Source organism: Streptomyces sp. NPDC048825, assembly GCF_043198355.1.
GTDB classification, from domain to species: Bacteria; Actinomycetota; Actinomycetes; order Streptomycetales; family Streptomycetaceae; genus Streptomyces; species Streptomyces xiangluensis.
Window position 1 is genome coordinate 481,515 of the sequence record NZ_JBICUR010000004.1, and the last position, 22,994, is coordinate 504,508.

At 70.6% G+C, this 22,994-nt stretch carries 24 protein-coding genes; 13 read left to right on the forward strand and 11 right to left on the reverse strand.

The genetic code is table 11. The features are described 5' to 3' along the window. Positions 1–29 precede the first annotated feature (29 nt). On the reverse strand, positions 30–791 hold the full coding sequence (locus ACGFNK_RS13640) for a lysozyme (protein ID WP_393415576.1): 762 nt from the start codon (positions 789–791) through the stop codon (positions 30–32). Between the two features lie 196 nt (positions 792–987). Between ACGFNK_RS13640 and ACGFNK_RS13645 the strand changes: the two genes are divergently transcribed. The 3 genes from ACGFNK_RS13645 (at position 988) to ACGFNK_RS13655 (ending at position 4,510) form a co-directional block, all read left to right on the forward strand. Beyond that, positions 988–1,686, forward strand: a complete 699-nt coding sequence (locus tag ACGFNK_RS13645; protein ID WP_393415460.1) for a class II aldolase/adducin family protein — start codon at positions 988–990, stop codon at positions 1,684–1,686. 71 nt (positions 1,687–1,757) lie between these two features. Next, positions 1,758–2,885: an alpha/beta hydrolase family protein gene (locus ACGFNK_RS13650; protein WP_393415462.1), complete on the forward strand. Its 1,128-nt coding sequence runs from the start codon at positions 1,758–1,760 to the stop codon at positions 2,883–2,885. A gap of 221 nt (positions 2,886–3,106) precedes the next feature. Then, positions 3,107–4,510, forward strand: coding sequence for a hypothetical protein (locus tag ACGFNK_RS13655; protein WP_393415464.1), 1,404 nt, complete (start codon positions 3,107–3,109; stop codon positions 4,508–4,510). A gap of 48 nt (positions 4,511–4,558) precedes the next feature. On the opposite strand, the gene ACGFNK_RS13660 is transcribed toward ACGFNK_RS13655, so the two are convergent. Further along, positions 4,559–4,972 (reverse strand): VOC family protein, encoded by a 414-nt coding sequence (locus ACGFNK_RS13660; protein ID WP_386345457.1) that lies wholly within the window; start codon positions 4,970–4,972, stop codon positions 4,559–4,561. A 330-nt stretch (positions 4,973–5,302) separates the two neighbouring features. Between ACGFNK_RS13660 and ACGFNK_RS13665 the strand changes: the two genes are divergently transcribed. The 3 genes from ACGFNK_RS13665 (at position 5,303) to ACGFNK_RS13675 (ending at position 8,419) form a co-directional block, all read left to right on the forward strand. Beyond that, positions 5,303–6,901 (forward strand): ABC-F family ATP-binding cassette domain-containing protein, encoded by a 1,599-nt coding sequence (locus ACGFNK_RS13665; RefSeq protein ID WP_386345455.1) that lies wholly within the window; start codon positions 5,303–5,305, stop codon positions 6,899–6,901. Between the two features lie 372 nt (positions 6,902–7,273). Continuing rightward, positions 7,274–7,495 carry a helix-turn-helix domain-containing protein gene (locus ACGFNK_RS13670; protein WP_006123601.1) on the forward strand — a complete coding sequence of 74 codons (222 nt, stop codon included), beginning with the start codon at positions 7,274–7,276 and terminating at the stop codon, positions 7,493–7,495. A 132-nt stretch (positions 7,496–7,627) separates the two neighbouring features. Beyond that, positions 7,628–8,419: an enoyl-CoA hydratase/isomerase family protein gene (locus tag ACGFNK_RS13675; protein ID WP_393415466.1), complete on the forward strand. Its 792-nt coding sequence runs from the start codon at positions 7,628–7,630 to the stop codon at positions 8,417–8,419. A 76-nt stretch (positions 8,420–8,495) separates the two neighbouring features. On the opposite strand, the gene ACGFNK_RS13680 is transcribed toward ACGFNK_RS13675, so the two are convergent. Further along, positions 8,496–9,242 carry a nucleopolyhedrovirus P10 family protein gene (locus tag ACGFNK_RS13680; protein WP_393415468.1) on the reverse strand — a complete coding sequence of 249 codons (747 nt, stop codon included), beginning with the start codon at positions 9,240–9,242 and terminating at the stop codon, positions 8,496–8,498. An 89-nt stretch (positions 9,243–9,331) separates the two neighbouring features. Between ACGFNK_RS13680 and ACGFNK_RS13685 the strand changes: the two genes are divergently transcribed. Genes ACGFNK_RS13685 through amaP form a run of 5 tightly spaced genes read left to right on the forward strand, consistent with a single transcriptional unit; the run spans position 9,332 to position 11,702 of the window. Beyond that, entirely contained in the window at positions 9,332–9,823 is a 492-nt protein-coding gene (locus tag ACGFNK_RS13685) for an Asp23/Gls24 family envelope stress response protein (RefSeq protein ID WP_393415470.1), read from the forward strand. 33 nt (positions 9,824–9,856) lie between these two features. Next, positions 9,857–10,042: a hypothetical protein gene (locus ACGFNK_RS13690; RefSeq protein WP_393415471.1), complete on the forward strand. Its 186-nt coding sequence runs from the start codon at positions 9,857–9,859 to the stop codon at positions 10,040–10,042. 5 nt (positions 10,043–10,047) lie between these two features. Next, positions 10,048–10,440: a hypothetical protein gene (locus tag ACGFNK_RS13695; RefSeq protein WP_393415473.1), complete on the forward strand. Its 393-nt coding sequence runs from the start codon at positions 10,048–10,050 to the stop codon at positions 10,438–10,440. Further along, positions 10,437–11,117, forward strand: coding sequence for a DUF6286 domain-containing protein (locus tag ACGFNK_RS13700; protein ID WP_393415475.1), 681 nt, complete (start codon positions 10,437–10,439; stop codon positions 11,115–11,117). Before ACGFNK_RS13695 ends, ACGFNK_RS13700 begins: the two co-directional genes overlap by 4 nt. 6 nt (positions 11,118–11,123) lie before the next feature. Continuing rightward, entirely contained in the window at positions 11,124–11,702 is a 579-nt protein-coding gene (gene amaP, locus ACGFNK_RS13705; RefSeq protein WP_393415477.1) for an alkaline shock response membrane anchor protein AmaP, read from the forward strand. Here the strand turns inward: amaP and ACGFNK_RS13710 are convergent. The 5 genes from ACGFNK_RS13710 to ACGFNK_RS13730 all read right to left on the reverse strand — a co-directional run bounded on the left by ACGFNK_RS13710 (position 11,699) and on the right by ACGFNK_RS13730 (position 16,767). Next, on the reverse strand, positions 11,699–12,454 hold the full coding sequence (locus tag ACGFNK_RS13710; RefSeq protein WP_393415479.1) for an SDR family oxidoreductase: 756 nt from the start codon (positions 12,452–12,454) through the stop codon (positions 11,699–11,701). The two genes, amaP and ACGFNK_RS13710, sit on opposite strands and share 4 nt — an antisense overlap. Before the next feature lie 4 nt (positions 12,455–12,458). Next, entirely contained in the window at positions 12,459–14,231 is a 1,773-nt protein-coding gene (locus ACGFNK_RS13715) for a glycoside hydrolase family 15 protein (RefSeq protein ID WP_393415578.1), read from the reverse strand. 262 nt (positions 14,232–14,493) lie between these two features. After that, positions 14,494–15,288, reverse strand: a complete 795-nt coding sequence (locus ACGFNK_RS13720; protein WP_393415481.1) for an SURF1 family protein — start codon at positions 15,286–15,288, stop codon at positions 14,494–14,496. 76 nt (positions 15,289–15,364) lie between these two features. Continuing rightward, positions 15,365–15,598: a hypothetical protein gene (locus ACGFNK_RS13725; protein WP_344392932.1), complete on the reverse strand. Its 234-nt coding sequence runs from the start codon at positions 15,596–15,598 to the stop codon at positions 15,365–15,367. Positions 15,599–15,771: 173 nt separating this feature from the next. Then, positions 15,772–16,767: a DEDDh family exonuclease gene (locus ACGFNK_RS13730; protein WP_393415483.1), complete on the reverse strand. Its 996-nt coding sequence runs from the start codon at positions 16,765–16,767 to the stop codon at positions 15,772–15,774. A 193-nt stretch (positions 16,768–16,960) separates the two neighbouring features. Between ACGFNK_RS13730 and ACGFNK_RS13735 the strand changes: the two genes are divergently transcribed. Further along, complete coding sequence (locus ACGFNK_RS13735) at positions 16,961–17,872, forward strand: sterol desaturase family protein (protein ID WP_393415485.1); 912 nt, start codon at positions 16,961–16,963, stop codon at positions 17,870–17,872. Next, positions 17,869–18,564, forward strand: a complete 696-nt coding sequence (locus ACGFNK_RS13740; protein ID WP_393415487.1) for a lysoplasmalogenase — start codon at positions 17,869–17,871, stop codon at positions 18,562–18,564. Before ACGFNK_RS13735 ends, ACGFNK_RS13740 begins: the two co-directional genes overlap by 4 nt. 14 nt (positions 18,565–18,578) lie before the next feature. Here ACGFNK_RS13740 and ACGFNK_RS13745 read toward each other — a convergent pair whose 3' ends face one another. The 3 genes from ACGFNK_RS13745 to ACGFNK_RS13755 all read right to left on the reverse strand — a co-directional run bounded on the left by ACGFNK_RS13745 (position 18,579) and on the right by ACGFNK_RS13755 (position 22,927). Beyond that, a complete protein-coding gene (locus tag ACGFNK_RS13745; RefSeq protein ID WP_393415489.1) occupies positions 18,579–19,595 on the reverse strand; it encodes a CopD family protein in 1,017 nt (338 codons plus the stop codon). A gap of 212 nt (positions 19,596–19,807) precedes the next feature. Then, positions 19,808–21,355 (reverse strand): S8 family serine peptidase, encoded by a 1,548-nt coding sequence (locus ACGFNK_RS13750; protein ID WP_393415491.1) that lies wholly within the window; start codon positions 21,353–21,355, stop codon positions 19,808–19,810. A gap of 48 nt (positions 21,356–21,403) precedes the next feature. Further along, complete coding sequence (locus ACGFNK_RS13755; protein WP_393415493.1) at positions 21,404–22,927, reverse strand: S8 family serine peptidase; 1,524 nt, start codon at positions 22,925–22,927, stop codon at positions 21,404–21,406. Positions 22,928–22,994 lie beyond the last annotated feature (67 nt).

Below are 22,994 nucleotides of genomic sequence, written 5' to 3' on the forward strand. Positions count from 1 at the left end.
GGAGTGCCGGGCTCCGCCGGCCCTTGCTTCTAGCCCTTCGCGAACTTCTTGAGCCGGCTCATGGAACCGTTGAACACGTTCTGGTCACCCGGCAGGCTCCCGCCGTTGTCGTACTGCCAGAACGTCCACGTCCTCCAGCCCGCAGGCAGCGCCCCCGCCGACGAGCTGTAGCGGGCCAGCCAGAGTGCGTGGTTCGAGGCGAACGCCGAGCTGTTGCCGGTGCAGTTCTTCCACCAGTGCGTGGTGGTGTAGATCACCGGGCGGCGGCCGGTCTGCCGCTTCACCTCGTTGCTGAACGACTTGATCCAGCCGACCATCTTGGCCTTGCTCAGGCCGTAGCACTTCTTCTTGCCGTACGGGTTGTACTCGATGTCGAGCGCGGGTGGCAGCGTCCAGCCGTCCGCCCGCCAGCCGCCTCCGTTGCGTACGAAGTACGCCGCCTGTGTCCGGCCGGACGACTTGTGCGGCAGCGCGAAGTGGTACGCCCCGCGGACCAGGCCCGCGTTGCGGGCGCCGTGGTACTGCTGGCCGTAATAGGGATTGCGGTAGGTGTGGGACTCGGTCGCCTTCACATAGACGAACTTGGCGCCTTTGCTCTTCGCCTTCGACCAGTTGACGTTCTTCTGGTGCGAAGAGACGTCGTGCCCCTTGGGCTTGGCTGCCGCCGAGACCGGAACCTCGACGAGGGCGGTGGTGCCGATGGTCAGAGTCGCCACGGAGAGCACGGCGAAACGGGCGCGACGACTGCGTGACAGCCGGCGACTTCGGGACGGTTTGCGATCACGGGCCATTTTTCCCCCCGGAATGGCGGCGTGCACGACAAATCTCCCCGAGGTTATTGGAAGATCCGTGAAACTCCGTCGGTCGTCGGCCAATTGATCCGGGCGGGCGTTCTGTTCGTATATGCGCCCTTTCGGAGGTGCGCGTTCCGCCCTAAAGTGCCCCGGCCCGCGCCGGGCCGGGGCGCGCGGCTGGCAGGATCGCGGCATGGCCGAAGAGCGGTGGGACGCAGGGTACGGGCGGGACGTGGCGGGGCAGGGCGCGCGGGACGCGACGGAACGGGCCTGGCGCGAGCTTGTGGCGACGGCCCGCCGGACGGTGTCCGAAGGGCTGGTTGTCGGAACGTCGGGCAATGTGTCGGTCCGGGTCGGGGACACCGTCCTGGTCACGCCGACCGGAGTCCCATACGACGAACTCGGGCCCGAGGACGTCTGCGGGGTCGGTCTCGACGGCCGGCAGGTGCTCGGTTCACTCGTTCCGACCAGCGAACTGCCCATGCATCTGGCGGTCTACCGCGGCACCGACGCCCGTGCCGTCGTCCACACCCATGCCGTGCACGCCACGGCCGTCTCCACGCTCGTCCCCGAGCTGCCGCTCATCCACTACATGGCCGCCGCGCTCGGCGGCCCCGTCCGCGTCGCCCCCTACGCGACCTACGGCACGGAAAAGTTGGCCGAGAACATGCTCCGGGCACTGCGGAACCGCACGGCCTGCCTCCTCCAGAACCACGGCACACTCACCTACGGCACCACCCTCCTCCAGGCCTACGACCGCACGGCCCAGCTGGAGTGGATGTGCCGCCTGTGGCTGACGGCGTCGTCGCTTCCGGGCCACTCGCCGTCGCTGCTGAGCCGGGAGCAGGTGGCGGAGGTGGGGGAGCGGTTGAAGGGGTACGGCCAGCCGTAGCCGCCCTCCGGGCGCACTTTTCACGGTCCCTTCGGCTGGCCGACAGCGGGCTCCGTCTGGAGACTGGACCCGTGCGCACAGTGAAAGTGACGGCCGCGGCCGTCACCGCCGCCCTGGCCGCCGGAGCCGCCACCGTCGCGGCCGGCCGCTTCGCGAGCGACGCCGCCCTGAAGGCGTCGCCGGACCGACCGCTGCCCACCGAACCCCGGCTCACCGTGCACGCCACGGCTGCCGGGCGGATCACGCTCACCCGCGCCCTGGCCTCCCAGCGGCCGGGCATGTACGGCCTGAGCGACAACGCGAGCCATGCCGTCGTCGGTACGGTCCTGGACGCCGTCCCGCACCCCGCCGACACGGTCGTACGCCGACTGGAACGCGTCACCCGCGGCACGCTGGAAGCCGGCGACAAGGTGTGGTTCACCCCGACCGTGCACATCGGCGACCCGAGCACCGCGCTCGGCCTCGACCACACCGACGTCGACATCCCCGGCGAACTCGGCGCCCTGCCCGCCTGGTTCTTGCCAGGCGCCCGCGAGCCCTGGGTGATCACCGTGCACGGTCTGGGCACCACCCGCGAACACCCCATGAACGTCATGGAGTTGCTGCACCGCCTCCGCTTCCCCGTTCTCGACCTCGCCTACCGCGGTGACCCCGGCGCACCCCGCCCACCAGACGGCCTCTGTCACCTCGGCGAGACCGAGTGGCCCGACCTCGACGCGGCGATCCGCTACGCCGTGCGCTCCGGCGCCGAACAAGTCGTCCTGTACGGCTGGTCCACCGGCGCCACCATGGCGGTGCGCGCCGCCGCGCACTCCGCGCTGCGCGACCGGATCTCCGGGCTCGTGCTGGACTCGCCCGTCCTCAGCTGGGAGGACACGCTGCGCGCCCTCGCCGCGGCCCGCCGCATCCCCGGCGCCCTGCTTCCGCTGGCCGTCCGCGCCGCTCAGGGCCGCACGGGCATGCAGGGCGACCGGATCCAGGGCGCGGCCGACCCCGACCTGCTCAAGGTGCCGGTCCTCGTCCTGCACGGCCCGGACGACGCGGTCGCACCCTGGGCGCACTCCCGCCGTCTCGCCGACCGCCGCCCGGACCTGGTCACCCTGCACACCGTCCGGAACGCCCCGCACGGAGCCATGTGGAACGCCGACCCGGCCGGTTACGAAGAGGCCCTGCGCCGCTTCCTCACTCCGCTGATGTAGCCCTCGGCTCCCCTAGCCTTCCTCCCCCGCCTCCCTCCTCTCCTTCCTCTCCTTCCTCTCCTTCCTGTTCCTTCGTGCTCCCTCTCGGCTTCCGGTTCGACCCTGAGCACCTGGTTGCCGGGGGCTGTGAGGGCCCGTGGAGCCCGGTGCGTTGGCCTTCCCTGTCGCCCTCCGCGACCTTCCGTTTGGGTTTTCGGACCGTCAACCGGAAGACTGCCCCCGTGACGTCCCGTATCCCGCGCGACTCCAGGCTCCGACTCGTCCGCTCACGACCCCTGGCCGCCGCTCCCCGAGCGATGGACCAACGGCGTACGCGCCGACCCGCACCGCGACCGCCCGAGGGCACCCCGGCGCCCGCGGAACTGGCCCGCATGGCGCGTGCCCAGCTCGCCGGCGCGGCCCGTGTCGCCCGCTGGGCCGACGCCGCGCTCAGCCCCGGCCGGGACCTCGACGGCACGCCACCCGACGCCACGGGCACGCTCTCCGAGGCGAGTGCCCAACGGGCCGCTGACGACCTGGCCCTGACTCCGGCTCAGGTCCGCGCGGACTGGGACACCGCACGTCTCGCGGGCCTCATCGAGGTGCACGGCCACAGCGCCCGCCCCGGATGGCGGCTGCGCGCCTGGAACCGCGACGACAGCGCCGTACTGCGCGGCTGGGTCGCCCTCTTCGACGCCTGGTCGCTCGCCTGCCCGGAGCCCGAGGACCAGGAGCACGCGGCCGTCGCCGAAGTCGTCTCCGCGATGCCCCAGGTGCTCTCGTTCCTCCAGCTCTCGGCCGGCCCCGTCCCCGTCACCCAACTCCTCGACCTCCTCGACCAGCGCGTCACGGAACTGCGCACCGAGCGCTGCGAAATCCCGTACGGGCCGCAGCCCGAGCCGGTGGAGGAACCGGCACACGACACCCCTCTCGCCCCCCTCCTCGACTGGGCCCTTCACGCCCTCGCCTCCGTGGGCGCCCTCACCTGCGCCGACGGCCAGGCCACGCTCACCCCGCTGGGCAGCTGGGCGGTGTGGGTCAAGCTGGAGCAGATCTGCGTCGCCGCGCAGAGCCCCGCCGGAAACATCGAGCAGCCGGCCGAGGACATGCTCCGCGGCTGTGCCCAGCTGCGTCCCAACGCGGCCCGTGCCGAATACCGCGCCTGGCTCGCCGCCCGCCCCGTCGGCAGCGCCGTCACCGAACTCCTCGACGCCGCCCGGGGCGAGGACGCCCTGCTGCGCGGGCTCGCCTTCGAAGCGCTGCGCGTCGTCGGCGCCCCCGCCGAGCCGGACGTACGCGCCGTCGTCGACGAGGTCCACCTGCGTCCGTACGCCCTGCTGTGGCTCGCCGTGCACGACGGTCACGATCCCGAGGACGCCCACGAGATCCTCACCCGCGAAGAGGCCACCTGGCTGTGGGTGGACACCGCCGCGGCCGTTGCCGACCACGGCGAAGCCCCGCTGCTCGTACGGCACTTGGAGTCCGCGGTGCAGCCCACCGTGCCCGCGCTCCTCGACGAGGTCCGCGCCGTCGGCCACCCCCGCACCGTGCAGGTCCTGGTCGCCCTCGCCGCCGCCCACCCCGACCCGGCCCTGGCCAGGGCCGTACGCCGCGCCGCCTTCCAGGTGCACACCGGAGGCAACTGAGTCGCCGAGTGGGGGCGGCGTGGTCAGGCCCGTATTCGGGATTCGGCGTCAGGTCTGTATTTCGGGGGCGTACGTGCCGAAGCTCCAGATGTTGCCCTCCAGGTCACGCGCCATGTAGTCCCGCGATCCGTAGTCCTGGTCCGTCGGGGGCATGAGGATCTCCGCCCCGTGGTCGACGGCCCGCTGGTGGTGCGTGTCGACGTCGTCCACGACGACGTACACCCCGGTGTGGGTCGAGCCCTTCATCGCCTCGTCGAAGCGGCCGCCGCGGCCCCTGGAGCCGAGCATCACCGCGCCATTGCCCTGCACCAGCTCCGCGTGCAGCACCGTGCCGTCCTCGCCCTCGTACACCGACGCCTCGATGAAGCCGAAGGCCTCCGTGAGCTGCCTGATCGCGGCCTTCGCGTCCCCGTACAGCAGCGTCGGAAAGATGCTCGGGCGTCCGCCGACCGTGCCCGCCATGCCGACCACTTCCTCTCGCCTCGTCGCCGCATGTGACCTGCTGAATCCGACCTCCTCCCAGTCTTGCACCAGGCACTGACAACGCCCTCGGAGCCGGAATCCCCGGCTCTCGGGGCGACGAACTGCCGGGCCGCAAAGGTGACGTAGAACATGCGCACGCAGAAAAACTGCTTGCAGACCCCCGTTAGACTGGCCCCATGGCCATTCTCCTCGCGCATTAGACGGCGTGATCGCCCCGCCCGTCGCCCGCCACCACACTTCCAAGCGCGCGCTACGGCGGCACCACCTCATTCGCCCACTCCGTCATCAACCCCGCCCTGGAGTCTGTCCGTGATTTCCGCCTCCGGTATCGAGCTGCGTGCCGGTGCCCGCATCCTCATCGAGTCCGCCACCTTCCGTATCGCCAAGGGCGACCGCATCGGCCTGGTCGGCCGCAACGGCGCGGGCAAGACCACCCTCACCAAGGTCCTCGCAGGCGAGGGCGTGCCCGCCGCGGGCACCGTCACCCGCTCCGGCGAGGTCGGCTACCTCCCGCAGGACCCGCGTACCGGCGACCTCGACATGCTCGCCCGCGACCGCATCCTGTCCGCGCGTGGCCTGGACACCCTGATCCGCAAGATGCGCGAGAACGAACAGCGCATCGCGAACGGCCAGGGCGCCACCCGCGACAAGGCACTCAGGCAGTACGAGCGCCAGGAGACGGAGTTCCTCACCAAGGGCGGATACTCCGCCGAGGCCGAGGCCGCCACCATCGCCGCCGCGCTCAACCTGCCGGACCGGGTGCTCGGCCAGCCCCTGCATACACTCTCCGGCGGTCAGCGCCGCCGTATCGAGCTGGCCCGCATCCTCTTCTCGGACGCCGACACCCTGCTCCTCGACGAGCCGACGAACCACCTCGACGCCGACTCGATCGTCTGGCTGCGCGACTACCTGAAGACGTATCGCGGCGGTTTCATCGTGATCTCCCACGACGTCGACCTCGTCGACACGGTCGTCAACAAGGTGTTCTACCTCGACGCCAACCGCTCCCAGATCGACGTCTACAACATGGGCTGGAAGCTGTATCAGCAGCAGCGCGAGGCCGACGAGAAGCGGCGTAAGCGCGAGCGGCAGAACGCCGAGAAGAAGGCTTCCGCCCTCCACTCGCAGGCCGACAAGATGCGTGCCAAGGCCACCAAGACCGTCGCCGCGCAGAACATGGCCCGCCGCGCCGACAAGCTGCTGGCCGGCCTGGAGGCCGAGCGCAAGTCCGACAAGGTCGCCAAGCTGCGCTTCCCCGAGCCCGCGCCCTGTGGCAAGACACCGCTCACCGCGGAGGGTCTGTCGAAGTCGTACGGCTCTCTGGAGATCTTCACCGACGTCGACCTGGCCATCGACAAGGGCTCACGGGTCGTCATCCTGGGCCTCAACGGCGCCGGAAAGACGACCCTGTTGAGGCTCCTCGGCGGCGTGGAGAAGCCCGACACCGGCCAGGTCGTGGAGGGCCACGGACTCAAGCTCGGCTACTACGCGCAGGAGCACGAGACCCTCGACCCGGATCGCACGGTGCTGGAGAACATGCGCTCCGCGAACCCCGACCTCGACCTCGTCGAGGTGCGCAAGACCCTCGGCTCCTTCCTGTTCTCCGGCGACGACGTCGACAAGCCGGCCCGGGTCCTGTCCGGCGGCGAGAAGACCCGCCTCGCGCTCGCCACCCTCGTGGTGTCGTCCGCGAACGTCCTCCTCCTCGACGAACCGACCAACAACCTCGACCCGGCCAGCCGCGAGGAGATCCTCGGCGCCCTGCGCACCTACAAGGGCGCCGTCGTCCTCGTCACCCACGACGAGGGCGCGGTCGACGCACTCCAGCCGGAGCGGATCATCCTGCTGCCCGACGGCGTCGAGGACCTGTGGGGCGCGGACTACGCGGACCTTGTCGCCCTCGCCTGAGCCGCGCACGGTCCGGGGCGGGGTCAGCGGGGCTTGATCGAATGACTGATCAACTGCGTATGGATCATTCGGCTCATCCGTGATCCATCATCTGTGTGAGATCTCCTCGTACCGAGGTGTGTCGTACATCGATTTCGCGGCCGGGTCCTCGGCCGGCCGAGGACCGGCCGCTCCGCTCCGCTGACCTGGACCTTCGCGCGTGAACCCGTTCGGCCGTACGGACACCGCTGCCCGGAACCAAGGATTCCGCTCGTGAGGATGAGCTTCCGCGACTCAAAGCTTGTCCTACGGACCTTGCCGAATGGGTGGCCAGGAAGCTCTTGAGGGGTGATCATGAGAAGTCCAGAGCGCACTTCCCATGAGGAGGCACGGGTGGCCGAGACTCTGAAGAAGGGCAGCCGGGTGACCGGCGCCGCGCGCGACAAGCTCGCGGCAGACCTGAAGAAGAAGTACGACTCCGGTGCGAGCATCCGGGCACTGGCCGAGGAGACCGGCCGCTCGTATGGCTTCGTCCACCGGATGCTCAGCGAGTCGGGAGTCACGCTCCGAGGGCGTGGCGGAGCGACTCGCGGTAAGAAGGCCGCCTCGGCCTGAAGCCGGGCGGCTCCTTGTTCTCCGATGGTGGCCACCCGGTCGGTCGGGTGACCGACCGGGTGGTTACTGTGCAGTCACTTGAGGGTGCGCGCGTACGGCACCCGCTCTGACCGCACCCATCGGAGGCGCCCCATGGCTTCGCTCGACCCGGTACTCGACAAGGACGGCGTACGGCTCACCGTCCACGAGGCGATCGCCACGGTGACGCTGACCAATCCGGCCAAGCGCAATGCGCAGAGCCCCGCTATGTGGCGGGCGCTGGCCGAAGCGGGGCGGCTGCTGCCGGGCACCGTTCGCGTTGTCGTGCTGCGCGCGGAGGGCAAGTCCTTCTCCGCGGGTCTCGATCGGCAGGCGTTCTCGCCCGAGGGGTTCGAGGGCGAGCCGTCGTTCATCGAACTCGCGCGCAGTTCCGATGCCGAGCTCGATGCGGCGATCGCCGGGTACCAGGAGGGTTTCACCTGGTGGCGGCGCAGCGACATCGTGTCCGTCGCCGCCGTGCAGGGGCATGCCATCGGGGCGGGCTTCCAGCTTGCTCTCGCCTGTGACCTGCGCGTCGTTGCGGACGACGTGCAGTTCGCCATGCGCGAGACCAGCCTCGGGCTCGTGCCCGACCTCACGGGTACGCATCCGCTGGTGGGGCTGGTCGGCTACGCCCGTGCGCTGGAGATCTGCGCGACGGGGCGCGTTGTTCTGGCCGAGGAGGCCGTGAGTACGGGGCTGGCGAATCTTGCTGTGCCTGCGGAGCAGCTCGACGATGCGGTACGGGATTTGGGGGCGGCGTTGTTGGCTGCGCCTCGGGATGCGCTTGTCGAGACGAAGGCGCTGCTCCAGGGTGCCGTTGACCGCACGTATGAGGACCAGCGGGTCGCGGAGCGCTCCGCGCAGGGGCGGCGGTTGCGGGACCTTGCCGGGATCGGTGACTAGGCGCGTTACTGGAGGCCGTTCGAAGCTGCGGGTCCGTTGTGGCTGGTCGCAAAGGGGCGCGTCCCGCCTGGTCGGCTCATTCTGTGATCCTCGTGATCAGTACCGCCACCGATGGGTGGTCCGGGAGTGCTTCGCTCGCCGCCTCTCGGACCTCACGGGCCACCTCCAGTGCTCGCCGGTCCGCGTGGACCTCGAGCTCCACGCGGACGTGACGGCGCGGCAGGGTGGCCTCACCGGAGTGCTCCTCGATGTGCACCGCGCGGCCCAGGCCGGCGAGTGTGCCCGTCAGGCGGGCTACGCCCGGGACACTGAGCGCGGCGGCTGCCACTCGGGACTCGTCGTCTTCCAGTGTCGGCTCAGGCTCAGGCTCAGGTTCCGTGGTCTGCTGCCGTTCACCAGGACGTACGTCGGTCTCGCCCCCCTCTTCCAGCAGCCCCGTCACGCGTAGATCCACCTCCGTGACCGTCAGCCCGAGCCGCTCCGTCGCCGCCTCGGCGAGAGTCGCGCGGAGGCGGGACGCGAGGGTGGGGAGGGGTTCGCCGGTCGCGAGGGTGGCGGTGAACTCGCCGCTGATCCGCAGTGGCCCCGGCGGCAGGGCGCTGGGCGGAGGCGGTACGGCGGCCACGTATGTCTGGTCCGGGTCGGCGAGCGCGAGCCGTAGCGTGCCGAGGTGTACGCCCGGCACATGGTGCGCGGCGCGGCGCAGCACGGACTCGGCCGCCCTCTCCGTGATCCAGGCGCCGTCGCGCGGGCCCCCCAGTGGAAGGAGCCTGCCGAAACTGAGCTGACGTCGTACTGCCCGGGTCCACTGATCCGCCATCATTGCTCCAGCCTGCCGCATCACCTGCTGCGCTGCCGTGCAACCACACTTAGTGTGAGGGAAGGAGCGCAAGCCGGAAGGGACGCAGGGCGATGACCGACATGACGCAGCGGAACCGGACGGACAACCCCGAGGGCGAGAAGGGGGCGGAAGTACAGCCCCGCAGGCCCAGTGTGACCAAGCGCGGGGGAGGCGACCCGGCCTCCAGGGGACGTACCACGATCGCCGACGGCGTGGTGGAGAAGATCGCCGGGCTCGCAGCCCGCGATGTGCTTGGGGTGCATGCGATGGGCAGCGGGCTCTCGCGCACCTTCGGAGCGGTGAGGGACCGAGTCCCGGGCGGTGCGAAATCCGTGACCCGGGGCGTGAAGGCCGAGGTCGGCGAGGTACAGACGGCGCTCGACCTGGAGATCGTCGTCGACTACGGCGTCTCGATCACCGACGTCGCCGGCGCCGTGCGCGAGAACGTCATCTCGGCCGTCGAACGGATGACGGGTCTTGAAGTCGTCGAGGTCAATATCGCGGTCAGCGATGTCAAACTGCCGGAAGAGGAAGAAGAGGAAGAAGAGACCCGGCTTCAGTAGCACCGCCCCCTTTGATGCTCAGAGGAGCGCAGCATGAGCATGGCCGCGATCGGCATGATCGCCGGAATGGCGCTGGGCTTCGCCGGATACTTCGGCGGGTTCGGTGCCTTCCTCCTCGTGGCGGCCCTCGGCGCCGTCGGCTTCGTGGTGGGCCGCTTTCTGGAGGGCGACTGGGAACTCGGTGACTTCTTCCGTACTCGCGGCGACCGGCGGCGGTGACGCACGTGACCGGTGAGCTCGCCGCGGCCGGAGCCCCCATCCGGCCCGGCAGCCCCGGCCGGACCGTCGCACCTGCGGAGCGCGGTGCGCTCCGCATCGCCGACCGCGTCGTCTCGAAGATCGCCGCGCAGGCGGCGCGCGAGGCCCTGGACGTGCTGCCCCCGGACGCCGGGCCGCCGCACGCCAGCGTCGTCGTGCACCACGACGTGGCCCGTGTCCGGATCGGCCTGGAACTCGACTACCCCTCCGACATCGGCGCCCAGTGCGCCGCCGTGCGTCGCCAAGTCACACAGCGGGTAAGGATGCTGGCGGGTATGGAGGTGCCCGAGGTCGCCGTCCAGGTGCAGCGCCTGCACTCCGCGCAGGCACGCGGCGCGGCAGAGGGGAGGACCCAATGAGCGAGTCCCAGGGCGCCGAGAGCACCCGCCAACTGCCCGTCATCGAGAAGGCGGCCGAGAGTGAACTCGGCCAGTCCGCGTCCGCGGCGGCGTACGACCCGCTGCCCACCGCCGACGCCGAGGACGACGGGAACGGCCGCTTCTGGTCCGTACGCCGTGTCCCCGCGGGCATCCTCGCACTGCTGGTCCTGGCCGGCGCGGGCCTCCTGCTGTACGACGTCGTCGCCGTGCGCCTCGACCGGTCCGCCATGGCCTGGCGCAGGTCCCTCGCCCGGGAGCTCGCCGAGCGGCCCCTCGACGACATCTGGGTGCTCGTCGGCGCCGGGGTCGCGGCCGCTCTCGGCATCTGGCTGCTGCTGCTCGCCGTGACGCCCGGTCTTCGGGACGTACTGCCGATGCGTCGCCCCCACGCCGACGTACGGGCCGGTCTGCACCGGTCTGCGGCCGCCACGATGCTGCGCGACCGGGCCATGGAGGTCTCCGGGGTGCGCTCGGTACGGGTCCGAGTGGGGCGCAGGAAGGTCGGTGTGCGGGCGGCGTCGCACTTCCGTGAACTCGACGATGTACGCGCCGACTTGGACGCTGCGCTCGCCCAGGGCATCAAGGGGCTCGGGCTGGCCCGGCGGCCTGCCCTGTCCGTGCGTGTCGTGCGGGCGAACAAGAACCGGAAGGGGTGACGGCCGGTGCTGAGGATCGTGAACCGTGTTCTCGTGGGGCTCGCAGGCCTGCTGCTCATCGTGGGCGGCGGCTCAGTGCTCGCCGTGGGCCTCGGTCTTGATCCGCCTTCGTGGTGGGTCCACGACGGGCAGCGGGATGTGCTGCTGAGCGACGCGGACCGGACCCGCTGGCGGGACGAGGGCTGGTGGTGGCCCACCGTCATCGCCGTACTCGCCGTCACCGTGCTGCTCGCCCTGTGGTGGCTGATTGCGGTACTACGACGGCGTCGGCTGGCCGAGGTGCTCGTCGACACCGGCGACGGCGAGGGGGCACTGCTGCGCGGGCGCGCCCTGGAGGGCGTACTGGCCGGCGAGGCGGGCGCACTGGACGGCGTACAGCGCGCGCAGGCAGCGCTGACCGGCAAGCGCAGCACCCCTCAAGCACGGGTACAGCTGCTCCTCGAACCGCACGTCGACCCCGGCGACGCACTGCACGGCCTGACGACCCAGGCCCTCGCTCACGCCAGGGACTCGGCCGGGCTGGCCGCGCTGCCCGCCGAGGTACGCCTTCGCGGGGTCAAGCACCGGGCGGAACGGGTCAGTTAGAACCCGCGCCGAGTCCCGCCATCAACAGGGACCATGACCCCCGTCAGGTACGACGCGGCCGGTGACAGCAGGAACGCGGCCGTCCGCCCGAACTCCTCCGGGGTGCCGTAGCGGCGCAGCGGGATGCGGGACTCGTTGGCCGCGCGGGTGGCCTCCGGGTCGGGGGACAGGCCGTCGAGCTGGCGCATGCGATCCGTGGCGATACGGCCCGGGAGCACGCCCACGACGCGGATGCCGCGCGGGCCGAGCTCGTCCGAGAGCGACTTGGCGAAGCCCGCGAGACCGGGGCGCAGGCCGTTGGAGATGGTCAGGCCCGGGATCGGCTCGTACACCGAACCGGAGAGCACGAAGCCGATGACTCCGCCCTCGGCCAGCTCCGCGGCAGCCGCGCGGGCCAGCCGGACCGCGCCCAGGAAGACCGACTCGAACGCCGACTGCCACTGCTCGTCCGTGTTGTCGGCGGCGAAGCCGGGCGCCGGGCCGCCGACGCTGATCAGAATGCCGTCGAAGCCGCCGAAGCGCTCCTGTGCGGCGGCTATCAGATTTGCCGAGGCCGCCGGGTCGGCGTTGTCGACGGCGACTCCGTGGGCGTTCGGGCCGAGAGCCGCGGCGGCCTCGGCCACCGTCTTCTCGTCCCGGCCCGTGATGATCACTTTCGCGCCGTCGGCGAGGAGTTCCCGCGCGGAGGCGTTGCCCAGGCCGCGGGTGGCCCCGGTGACGACGTAGACACGGTCCTTCAGTCCAAGATCCATGCCCCTATCCTGCCCCCTCCTCGCCGAACAGGGTGAGGGCGGTGCCCACCAGTCCGATATGGCTGAACGCCTGCGGGAAGTTCCCGAGGTGGCGGCCCTCGACGGGGTCGTACTCCTCGGACAGCAGCCCCACGTCGTTGCAGAGCGCGAGCAGGCGCTCGAAGAGCTCGCGCGCCTCCTTCGTACGCCCCGTGAGATGCAGCGCGTCCGCGAGCCAGAACGAGCAGACCAGGAAAGCGCCCTCACTGCCAGGCAGCCCGTCGATCACCGTCTGCTCCGAGGAGTACCGGCGCAGAAAGCCGTCGTGTGCGAGCTCGTCGCGTATCGCGTCGATCGTGCCGATCACCCGCGGATCGTCCGGTGGCAGAAAGCCAGTACGGGGGATGAGCAGCAGCGAGGCGTCCAGTTCGCGAGAGCCGTAGAACTGCGTGAAGGTGTTCCGCTCAGGGTCGTAACCGCGCTCGCACACCTCGCGGTGCACCTCGTCGCGCATCGCGCGCCAGCGGTCCGGGTGGCCGCTCAGGCCGGGGTTCTCCTCCAGGGCCCGGGCGGTGCGGTCGGCGGCCACCCACGCCATGATCTTCGAGTGCACGAAGTGCCGGCGCGGACCGCGTACCTCCCACAGGCCCTCGTCGGGCCTGCGCCAGTTGGACCGCAGGAACTCCATCAGGGCCTCCCGCAGACGCCACATGTGCGGTTTGTTCGGCAGGCCGGCGCGCAGGGCCAGCGCCAGGGAGTCGATGACCTCGCCGTACACGTCGAGCTGCAACTGGCGTACGGCGTCGTTGCCGACCCGGACCGGACGCGAGCCCTGGAATCCCGGCAGCCACGGCACCTCGTACTCGGGGATCCGCCGCTCGCCCGCGAGCCCGTACATGATCTGCAGGTCCGCCGGGTCACCCGCCGCCGCACGCAGCAGCCAGTCGCGCCACGCCTCGGCCTCCTCGTGGTAGCCGCACGTCAGCAGCGCGCCCAGGGTGAGCGTGGAGTCGCGCAGCCAGCAGTAGCGGTAGTCCCAGTTGCGTACGCCGCCGAACTCTTCCGGGAGCGAGGTGGTGGGCGCCGCGACGATGCCGCCGGTCGGCGCGTACGTGAGGGCCTTGAGGGTGATCAGGGAGCGGACGACCGCGTCCCGGTGCGGGCCCCGGTAACGGCAGCGGGCCGCCCATGCCCGCCAGTCGTCGACGCTTGAGGCCAGTGCCTCGTGCGGGTCGACGAGCGGGGGGCGCGGCTCGTGCGAGGGGTGCCAGGTCATCACGAAGGCGACCTTTTCGCCCTCGGCGACCGTGAACTCCGAGTGTGTGCTGTAGTCCTTGCCCCAGGTGCGGACCTTGGGCTCGCTGCGCAGCCACACCGAGTCCGGGCCCGCCACGGCCACCCGATGGCTGTCCGACTTGCGCATCCACGGCACGATCGAGCCGTAGTCGAACCGCAGCCGCAGGGTGCTGCGCATGGTCACGCGGCCCTTGAGGCCCTCGACGACGCGTACGACGTCGGGAGAGCGGTCGCGCTGCGGCATCAGGTCGGTGACGCGTACCGTCCCCTCGGGGGTCTCCCACTCGGTGTCGAGCACGAGTGACTCAGGCCGGTACGCCCGCCGTGTGCACGCCTCCTCGCCCTTCGGCGCAAGCCTCCAGTGACCGTTCTCCTCATCCCCCAGCAGCTTCGCGAAGCAGGCCGCCGAGTCGAACCGGGGCAGGCACAGCCAGTCGATCGAACCGTCCCGCCCGATCAGGGCGGCGGTCTGGTGGTCGCCGATCAGCGCGTAGTCCTCGATGGCGGGGACCGTCCCGTCCGCCTTCTCGGTTTCTTTCCCGGCTGTGTGGGTCGCCTCGGACCCGTTGGGTGGGTGGGGCTCGTTCGATGAGTGCACGGGTGACGGGTTCCCGTCACGGCCGGTGACCAATCAGAGTGGGATCGTGTCGGCGGTCCGGGCTGTACGGCCGGCCGGTGGCACCTGGCGGTTACGGCCATACGGCGGCCGGTGTCGCCTCCGGCGGCGCCTACGGGGCGGCTGGTGTCGCTTCCGGGCGGTCCGCCTATACGGAGGCCGGTGTCGCCGCCTCCGGCGCTTCCGTCTTGGCAGCGGCCTCCGCCCGGTCCCGGCGCTCACGGCGGACCAGGATCACCCAGCCCACGGGGACGCCTGCCGCGAAGAGCCACCACTGGATCGCGTACGCGTAGTTCAGTGCGGCGTCCTCGTCGCCGGGCCTGCCGATCGGCTCCGGGGTGGCGCCCTTCGGCGCGGGTGCTGACTGCGCGATGTAGCCGCCGAGCACCTGCTTGCCGAGGCGGCGGGCCTCTTGCTCGCTGTTGATCAGCATGATCTGCCGGTCCGGCAGGCCCTCGAGGTTCTTGATGCCGCTCGCTTCGGTCGTCTCGTCAGGCATGAGCCGCCCGGTCACGGTGATCTCGCCGCGGGCCGGTGCGGGGATCTCGGGAAACGCCGTCTGGGTCGGGGCCCCGGGGATCCAGCCCCGGTTGACGAGCAGGACCTTGCCGTCGTCGAGGACGAAGGGGGTCAGGACGTGGTAGCCGACCTCGTCGTCGGAGTTGGTGCGGCGGCGGACGACGACCTCGTCGTCGGTGTCGAAGCGGCCCTTCGCGGTCACGCTGCGGTACCGCTCGTCGGTGGTGACGGTGTGCCCGGGGGAGGTGAGCTTCTCCACGGGCACCGGCTTGGCGCCCAGCGCCTCGGAGACCAGCTGGTTCCGGGCGGTGCGCTCCTCGTAGCGGTGCATCTGCCAGATGCCCAGCCTGATCATCGTGGGGATGAGGAGGAGGGCGACCAGCGTGAGGATCACCCACTGCCGGGACAACAGAAAGCGGTACACGCCATTGACGTTACCCCGCATGAATCGGCCCTCGACGGGAGGGTCCCGCCGAGGGCGAACGTGCGCAGGGGGTGCCTCACACTTTGTCGATGATCCCCGCCTTTCCTTCCGAGCGGGCGCAGTGCGCCCCGCAGAACCACTGGCCTCCGACCTCGACTCCCTGGCCGATGATCTGGACGCGACAGTGCTCGCAGATGGGTGCCATTCGGTGGATGGCGCAGGCGAAACAGTCGAAGACATGTACCGCGCCCTGCGCGTGCACCTCGAAGGACATCCCGTAGTCGTTTCCGCAGACCTCGCAACGTGCCATGCGCCACAGGGTGGGCCGCCGCGACGGCATGGGCGAGCGGCTGCGTGGCGAGTCGCCCGCCAATCACCCGTACGCCCGGCTCCCGCGCCGTACGTCCGGATCTCTCGTCGTACGCCCTGCCCCTCCTGCGTCCGTACGCCAGGATCTCGCGCCGCGGGCCGGGGCGGGCCCCGTCACGCACCCTCGGCCGGCTCCACATCCAGAAGCAGCTGTCCGAAGGCCGCCTCGTCGACGACCGGTGTGCCGAACTGGCGGGCCTTGACCGCCTTGGACGTACCGGAGTCCGGGTCGTTCGTGACGAGGAGGCTGGTGAGCCTGGACAGGCTCGTCGCGACATGCAGTCCGGCGTCGACGGCCCGGTCCTCCAGGAGCTCGCGGTCGACCGAGGTGTCCCCGGAGAACGCGATCCGCATGCCCTGCTTGAGCGGTCTGCCCGGCTCGTACCGGCCCGGGTTGGGGTAAGGGCACGCGGGCCGCTTGCGGGAGGGGCGCCAACTCCCCGGCCCGTATCCGCCGTAGCCCCCGCCGCCGGACTGCCGGCCGATGCGCGGCGCGGACCCGTCCGCCCACTCCGTGAGCGGCCGGCACTCCAGCAGCGGCAGTCGTACGCCGTCGCGCGCGGCGGCGTGCAGGCTCGGCCGGAACGCCTCGGCGAGCACGCGCGCGTCGTCCAGCGCGTGGTGCGCGCGCTGCTGTACGACGCCGAAGTGCGCGGCGAGCGAAGCCAGCTTGTGGTTGGCCAGCGGCAGGCCCAGCTCCTTGGAGAGCGCGATGGTGCACAGCCGCTGACGGACCGGCGCCTCGCGCTCCGCGCGGGCGTACTCCCGGGCGATCATCGACCAGTCGAAGACGGCGTTGTGTGCGACGAGCACACGGCCGTCGAGCCGGGCAGCGAACTCCTCGGCGATGTCCCGGAAAAGAGGCGCGCCTTCGAGTGCATCGCTCGTCAGGCCGTGGATCCACACCGGCCCGGGATCCCGCTCCGGATTGACCGTCGTGTACCAGTGGTCCTCGACCTCACCGCGCGCGTCCAGCCGGTAGACCGCGGCCGACACTATGCGGTCGTCGCGGGCCAGGCCGGTGGTCTCCACGTCGACCACCGCGTATCCCTGCGGATACGCGGCCGGCCACGAGGCTGCGGACGCTGCGGACGTACGGTCTTCGAGCATGGTCACCGAGGATAAAGGGCACGACTGACAGTCCGTTCGCCGGACTCCCTTGCCCGCGCCCCCGAGCGTCCGTCAGCTGCCCGGCCATCTGCGTCTCTTGGTGGAGTTGGCCAAGAAGCAAGCGCGTACCCTAGGTAATACTTGTGGGTAACAACGTCTGGCCGCAGCTCAACGGCCGCTCTACGGTTCACACATGCCGAACCTGCCCGATGTCGTGCTGTGGTCGATACCCGCCTTTGTGCTGCTCACCGTTGTCGAAATGGTGAGTGTCCGGATACATCCGGCCGCCGAAGGGGATGCCGCGGGGTACGAGGCGAAGGACGCCGTGACGAGCGTCTCCATGGGGCTGGGCAGCCTGGGCTTCGACCTGCTGTGGAAGATTCCGATCGTCGCCATCTACACGGCCGTCTACGAGCTGACGCCCCTGCGCGTGCCCGTCCTGTGGTGGACCGTGCCGCTGATGCTGCTCGCGCAGGACTTCTTCTACTACTGGTCGCATCGCGGGCATCACGTCATCCGCATCCTGTGGGCCTGCCACGTGGTGCACCACTCCAGCCAGAAGTTCAACCTCACCACCGCACTCAGGCAGCCGTGGACAACCTGGACCGTCTGGCCGTTCTACGTTCCTCTCGTCGCCCTCGGTGTGCATCCGGCCGCGCTCGCGTTCTGCTCGTCCGCGAACCTCGTGTACCAGTTCTGGATCCACACCGAGCGCATCGGAAAGCTGCACCGTGCCTTCGAGTTCGTCTTCAACACGCCGTCCCACCATCGGGTCCACCACGCCTCCCAAGGGGGCTACCTGGACCGGAACTTCGGAGGGATACTGATCATCTGGGACCGGCTCTTCGGCTCCTTCGTCCCGGAGACCGAGCGGCCGGTGTACGGGCTGACGAAGAACATCGACACGTACAACCCCCTGCGCGTCGCCACGCACGAGTACGCCGCCATCGCCAGGGACCTGCGGGCTGCGGGCAGTTGGCGTGAGCGGGCGGGGCGGGTGTTCCGGGGGCCCGGCTGGCAGCCGCCGACGCCTGCCGGTGTCGAGGAAGCAGGTGATCCGGTCTCGGAGACGGCCACAGGGACGGTCACCGGGACGGTCGCGTGAGCCCAGGCCGCCGCGAGCGCCACGCGCGCGTGGCGCTCGTCGCCCTCGGTCTCGTCACCGTCGTCGATCTCGTCTGCCTGGTGTTCGGTACCGGCCTCGGGCACGCGCTCGCCAAGCCGCTGCTGATGCCGCTGCTCGCCGCACATGTGGGACTACGCGGCGGGCCCCGACTCCTCGCCGCCGCCCTCCTGTTCGGCTGGGGAGGCGACGTGCTCCTGCTGTTCGACGTCGACGCCGCGTTCCTCGCCGGAATGAGTTCCTTCGCGGCCGGGCATGTCTGCTACCTCGTGCTCTTCAAGAGGCACGCCTTCCTGGGGCACGACGCGGAAAATGGGGCTCCACGCGTGCGTGCCGCCTGGCCGGCGGCCGGATACGGCGTCGCTCTCGTCACGACCGTCGCCCTTCTGTGGCCGGACCTGCCTCCCGAACTGCGGGTCCCTGTCGCCGGCTACAGCGTGCTGCTCACGGCCATGGCGTACCGAGCAACCCGCCTCGGCCTCACTGCCGCCCTCGGAGGCGCCCTCTTCATGCTCTCGGACACGCTCATCGCGACCGGAGTCGCCGAGTGGCCACAGCTCCCGCGCCCCGAGTTCTGGATCATGGCCACCTATGTCGCCGCGCAACTCCTGCTGGCGCGTGGGGTGCTGGACGTAGCCGGGCGCAACGCTCCCAAGGCCCTGGTCACCAACTGACGCGGATCAGGCGTTCACCAGCGAATCGGCACCGGCAGCGCCGTGAGCACCGCGGACACCGCGACCACCGCCCCCAGGGCGACGACTTCCGCACGGGCGGGGGCGTAGGCGGTGAGCGGGTCGGCAGCCCTGCGCAGCCGTCGGCGCGCGCACAGGGCGAGGACGGCGACGGCGACCACGAGGAGTAACTTGGCCAGCAGGGCACGCCCGTACGCCGTAGCTGTCAGCTGCTCCAGGACGGTCTCGGCCGGCATCCGGCGCAGGGTGCTGCCCACGCCCGTCAAGGTGATCGCGGCGAACAGAACGGCCGCCACACGCGCGTAGAGCCCGAGAAGCGCGGCGCCCGCCTCCGGGTCGCGCCAGCGCCACTGCAGGCGCAGGACGTGCAGCAGGCCGCCCGTCCACAGGGCCGCGCACGTCACGTGTACGAGCGTCAGGCCCGAGCCGAGCAGCGGGCTGTACTCCGTGGTGGGATGGGCCCGCAGTGCCTCCGCGACGGCCACCGCGGCGAGCGCCCACACCTGGGTCGCCGGACGGCGCGACAGGGCGCACAGGCCCGCCACGACGAACGCGTTGACCTCCAGCAGCGCGAGCATGCCGTCCCGGGTCTCGTACAGGCCGCCGATGTCCAGGTCGGAGAACCGGCGCGGCACCAGGTTGCCGTTGGCCACGACCGAGGCGAGCCCGAGCGCGGCGACGAAGCCGGCGCCCGCCGCGAAGGGAGCCCAGCTCCGGGGTTTGTCGTCCAGGGGCGCCCCCGGCACTCGGCGGGCCAGCCGGGTGGCGAACAGTTCCCCCGCCGACACGCACACCGCCGCGAACAGCACCGTACGCAGCAGGGCGATCCCCCCGTCAGCGGGCAGGGCGGCCTCCCCCGTGCCCCGCAGGACGACGGGCGGCCCGGCCAGCGGGATCAACGCGGCCAGGCCCACCAGGACGAGAACGGCAACGGCCCGTCGCCCCCCGGCCCGGCTCACCCGGGCGGCGCCCACCTCGCCACCCGCGTCGGCACTCGGTCTTATCGAACTCACCTCAGGATCTTCACCAGTCATTCAGATCCGGGCAAGCCCTGGAGAACAACTGAGGGAACGACTTTCCACCCCTGCATACGCCTCTGACCGCCTCCGCGACTCACCGCCACCCGCCGTCTGCGGCGGCTCTCGCACCCGATCACCGCGTACAAGAGCCGGGCGACCCCTGGGTCGCCCGGCTCAACTCCCCGCAGGGAGGCACTGCTTGTCCGCTACTTCGTCACCGCGTCCAGCGCGTCCACCATCCCCGCGCCATAGAACCCGTTGCGGTTCTTGCCGCCCTCGCAGACCGCGTCGATCTTGCCGTCGCCGTCGATGTCGTACGGGTCGGTGCACGGTACGGCGTCGGCCTCCGCGTACAGCAGGGCCTTCACCAGGGCCGGCGGGGCGTACGGGTGCGTCGACTTGATGAGCGCGGCCACGCCCGCGGCGTGCGGGGAGGCCATCGACGTACCGGCCATGTAGCCCCACTTGCCGCCGGGGACCGGGCCCAGGATGAGGCCGCTGGTGGCGGGCGGGGGCGGGGTCTGGTATGCCGTCGAGTCGCCGCCGGGTGCGGCGATGTCGATGACGTCCATGCCGTGGTTGGAGAAGGACGACTTGATGCCCTTCGCGCCCGTCGACGCGACCGTGACGATGCCCGGCAGCTGGGTCGGGATGTCAAAGCACGTGGACGGGTCGATCACGCGCTCCGACGGGGTGGAGTCGTTCGGCGACACCGGGTCGGTGATCTCGTCCGCCGCGAGGTCGTAGTTCTCGTTGCCCGCCGCCGCGACGTTGACCGCGCCCTTCTTCTCCGCGTACCGCGAGGCCCGGGAGACGGCTTCCACGAGGGCCTTCTGGTCCGGGTCGTTCTTGCAGTTGAAGTACCACGGGTCGGTGTAATAGCTGTTGTTGGTCACATCGACGCCGTGCTCGGCCGCCCACATGAAGCCGCAGACGACGGCCTCCGTGTAGAAGAAGCCGTCCGGGTTGGACACCTTGATGCCGGAGACCTTCACGCCCGGGGCGACGCCCGTGACGCCCACGCCGTTCTTGGCGGCGGCGATCTCACCCGCGACATGCGTGCCGTGCGGGCTCTCGGAGGCGCTCGGCCGCCACGCCCCGTCGGCCGTGTCCGGCTTGCCCGACACGCAGTTGACCGACGCCTCGCGGTCGAAGTTGGGCGCGATGTCGGGGTGCGTGTCATCCACGCCCGTGTCGATCACGGCGACCGTGACGTCCCGGCTGCCCAGCGACTTCTCGTGCGCCTTGTCCGCCTTGATGGCGGGCAGGTCCCACTGCAGCGGCTCCAACGGGTCCTGCCCGGCCGCCGCTTCGACGCCTGCGGCCTGCTCCGAGGTGAGCACCTTGGGGGTGCCGAGATCGGTCGTGGACTGCGCGGGCAGTGGCGCCGTACGCGTCGAGCCCGCCGACTCCACCCCGCGCACCTTGCGGATGGTCTTCGCGAAGTCGGCGTTCGACGAGTGGACGACGATCACGCCGATCTTGTCGTACGACGTCACCACGGTGCCGCCGGCCTTGGTGATGGCCCTCTTCACGTAAGAGGAAGTGCCGTGACCGGGGCGGACGTTGACGACGTAGCTGAGCGAGGTCGCATCCGCCGAGAGGGCGGAGAGCAGCGGTGCCTCGTCCCCGGCCGCCGAGGCCGCGGGCGCCGCCGCGGCGCCGGCGTTCGGCAGTAAGACGAGTGCCGTCGCCATGGCCATCCCGACCGGGACGGCCAGGACGCGACGAGAGCGCGTATGAGGCGCTGTCATGGAGTCTCCAGATTCGTTCGTGGCGTACAAGTCGGCCTGCCTCACCGCTTACTTGACCGCCCGCAGCGCGTTGACGATACCGAAGCCGTAGAAGCCGTTCACACGCTTGCCGCCCTCGCAGGTGGCGTCCACGACACCGTCGCCGTCACCGTCGTAGTCGGTCGGGCAGCTCTGGCTGTCCGCCTGCGCCTTCAGCAGCGCCTGGAGCTGGCCCGGAGTCGCCCACGGGTACTTGGACTTGAGCAGCGCGGCGACCCCGGAGGCGTGCGGCGCCGCCATCGACGTGCCCTGCAGGTAGCCGTACGCGTTGCTCGGCATCGTGGACAGGATCCGGCCGTTCTTCGACGGGGTGTCCGGGATCTGATACTTGTCTCCGCCCGGCGCCGCGATGTCGATGACGCCCTTGCCGTACGTGGAGTAGTACGACTTGGTGTTTTTGACGCCGGTCGCGCTGACCGTGACGATGCCCGGCAGTTGGGTCGGCACGTCGAAGCACTCGTGCGGGTCGATGGTGCGGGTGACCGGGGTCGAGTCGTCGGGGCTGGAGTCGTCGACGATCGCGTCCGAGTCGAGGTCGTGGTTGGAGTTGCCCGCGGAGGCGAGGTGGAGGGTGCCCTTCTTCGTGGCGTACTGCTGGGCCCGGTTCACCGCGTCGACGATGGCCCGCTGGTCCGGGTCGTCCATGCAGTTGTACAGCCACGGGTCCACGTAGTAGCTGTTGTTGGTGATCTCGACGCCGTGGTCGGCGGCGAACACGAAGGCGCAGACGACGCTCTCCGGGTAGAACAGGCCGTTCTCCCGGTCGGTCACGTTGATGCTGGAGACCTTCACGCCGGGCGCGACACCGGCCACGCCGATGTCGTTGCGGGCTGCGGCGATCTCACCGGCCACGTGCGTGCCGTGGTAGTCCTCCGGGGTGTACGGGCGCCAGGCGCCCTCGCTGGTGTCCGCCACGCCGCCGGCGCAGTTGGCCGACTGGGACGCGGAGAAGTTCGGGGCGAGGTCCGGGTGGGTGTCGTCGACGCCGGTGTCGATCACGGCGACGGTGACCTTCTTGCTGCCCGGGTTGATCTTCGCGGCCTTGTCGGCGCCCATCGCGCGCAGATCCCACTGATCGGCCTCGAGGGGCTCCTCGGCGGCCGTGCTCCTGGCCTCGACCTCGGCGGCCTCGGCGGCCGACAGGTACTGCGCCGCGCCCTCGTCCGTCGTCCCCGCCGGCGTCAGCGGCGTGGTGCGCGTCGCACCCGCGGACTGCACCCCGCGTACGGCACGAATCTGCTTGCCGAACTCCGGGTTGGCCGAGTGGACGACGATGACGCCGATCTTCTTGTACGTCGCGACAACCGTGCCATCTGCCTTGGCTATCGCCTTCTTCACCGACTCGATCGTGCCGTGGTCCGCCTTCTTGGTGTTGACCACGTACGCGAGGTTCGGACCCTCCTCCGCGGCCACAGCGGGGGTGTCGACCGGGGCGGCCGAGGCGACGCCCGGCAGGAAGCCGAGCGAGGCGGTGAGGGACAGCACGACGGGCACGGCGAGCGCAAGACGGCGTCTGGAGCGCAGATGAGCCATGGGGTCTCCACATCATCCGGAAAAGGAACCGGCCCGAACACAGGTGGTGCTCGGGCAGGTACATGAC

Bases quoted from the DNA above. Each gene is read 5' to 3' on its own strand.
- ACGFNK_RS13640 (WP_393415576.1), bottom strand. From the start codon at position 791: ATGGCCCGTGATCGCAAACCGTCCCGAAGTCGCCGGCTGTCACGCAGT.
- ACGFNK_RS13645 (WP_393415460.1), top strand. From the start codon at position 988: ATGGCCGAAGAGCGGTGGGACGCAGGGTACGGGCGGGACGTGGCGGGG.
- ACGFNK_RS13660 (WP_386345457.1), bottom strand. From the start codon at position 4,972: ATGGCGGGCACGGTCGGCGGACGCCCGAGCATCTTTCCGACGCTGCTG.
- ACGFNK_RS13675 (WP_393415466.1), top strand. From the start codon at position 7,628: ATGGCTTCGCTCGACCCGGTACTCGACAAGGACGGCGTACGGCTCACC.
- ACGFNK_RS13680 (WP_393415468.1), bottom strand. From the start codon at position 9,242: ATGATGGCGGATCAGTGGACCCGGGCAGTACGACGTCAGCTCAGTTTC.
- ACGFNK_RS13685 (WP_393415470.1), top strand. From the start codon at position 9,332: ATGACCGACATGACGCAGCGGAACCGGACGGACAACCCCGAGGGCGAG.
- ACGFNK_RS13690 (WP_393415471.1), top strand. From the start codon at position 9,857: ATGAGCATGGCCGCGATCGGCATGATCGCCGGAATGGCGCTGGGCTTC.
- ACGFNK_RS13700 (WP_393415475.1), top strand. From the start codon at position 10,437: ATGAGCGAGTCCCAGGGCGCCGAGAGCACCCGCCAACTGCCCGTCATC.
- ACGFNK_RS13710 (WP_393415479.1), bottom strand. From the start codon at position 12,454: ATGGATCTTGGACTGAAGGACCGTGTCTACGTCGTCACCGGGGCCACC.
- ACGFNK_RS13725 (WP_344392932.1), bottom strand. From the start codon at position 15,598: ATGGCACGTTGCGAGGTCTGCGGAAACGACTACGGGATGTCCTTCGAG.
- ACGFNK_RS13730 (WP_393415483.1), bottom strand. From the start codon at position 16,767: ATGCTCGAAGACCGTACGTCCGCAGCGTCCGCAGCCTCGTGGCCGGCC.
- ACGFNK_RS13735 (WP_393415485.1), top strand. From the start codon at position 16,961: ATGCCGAACCTGCCCGATGTCGTGCTGTGGTCGATACCCGCCTTTGTG.
- ACGFNK_RS13750 (WP_393415491.1), bottom strand. From the start codon at position 21,355: ATGACAGCGCCTCATACGCGCTCTCGTCGCGTCCTGGCCGTCCCGGTC.
- ACGFNK_RS13755 (WP_393415493.1), bottom strand. From the start codon at position 22,927: ATGGCTCATCTGCGCTCCAGACGCCGTCTTGCGCTCGCCGTGCCCGTC.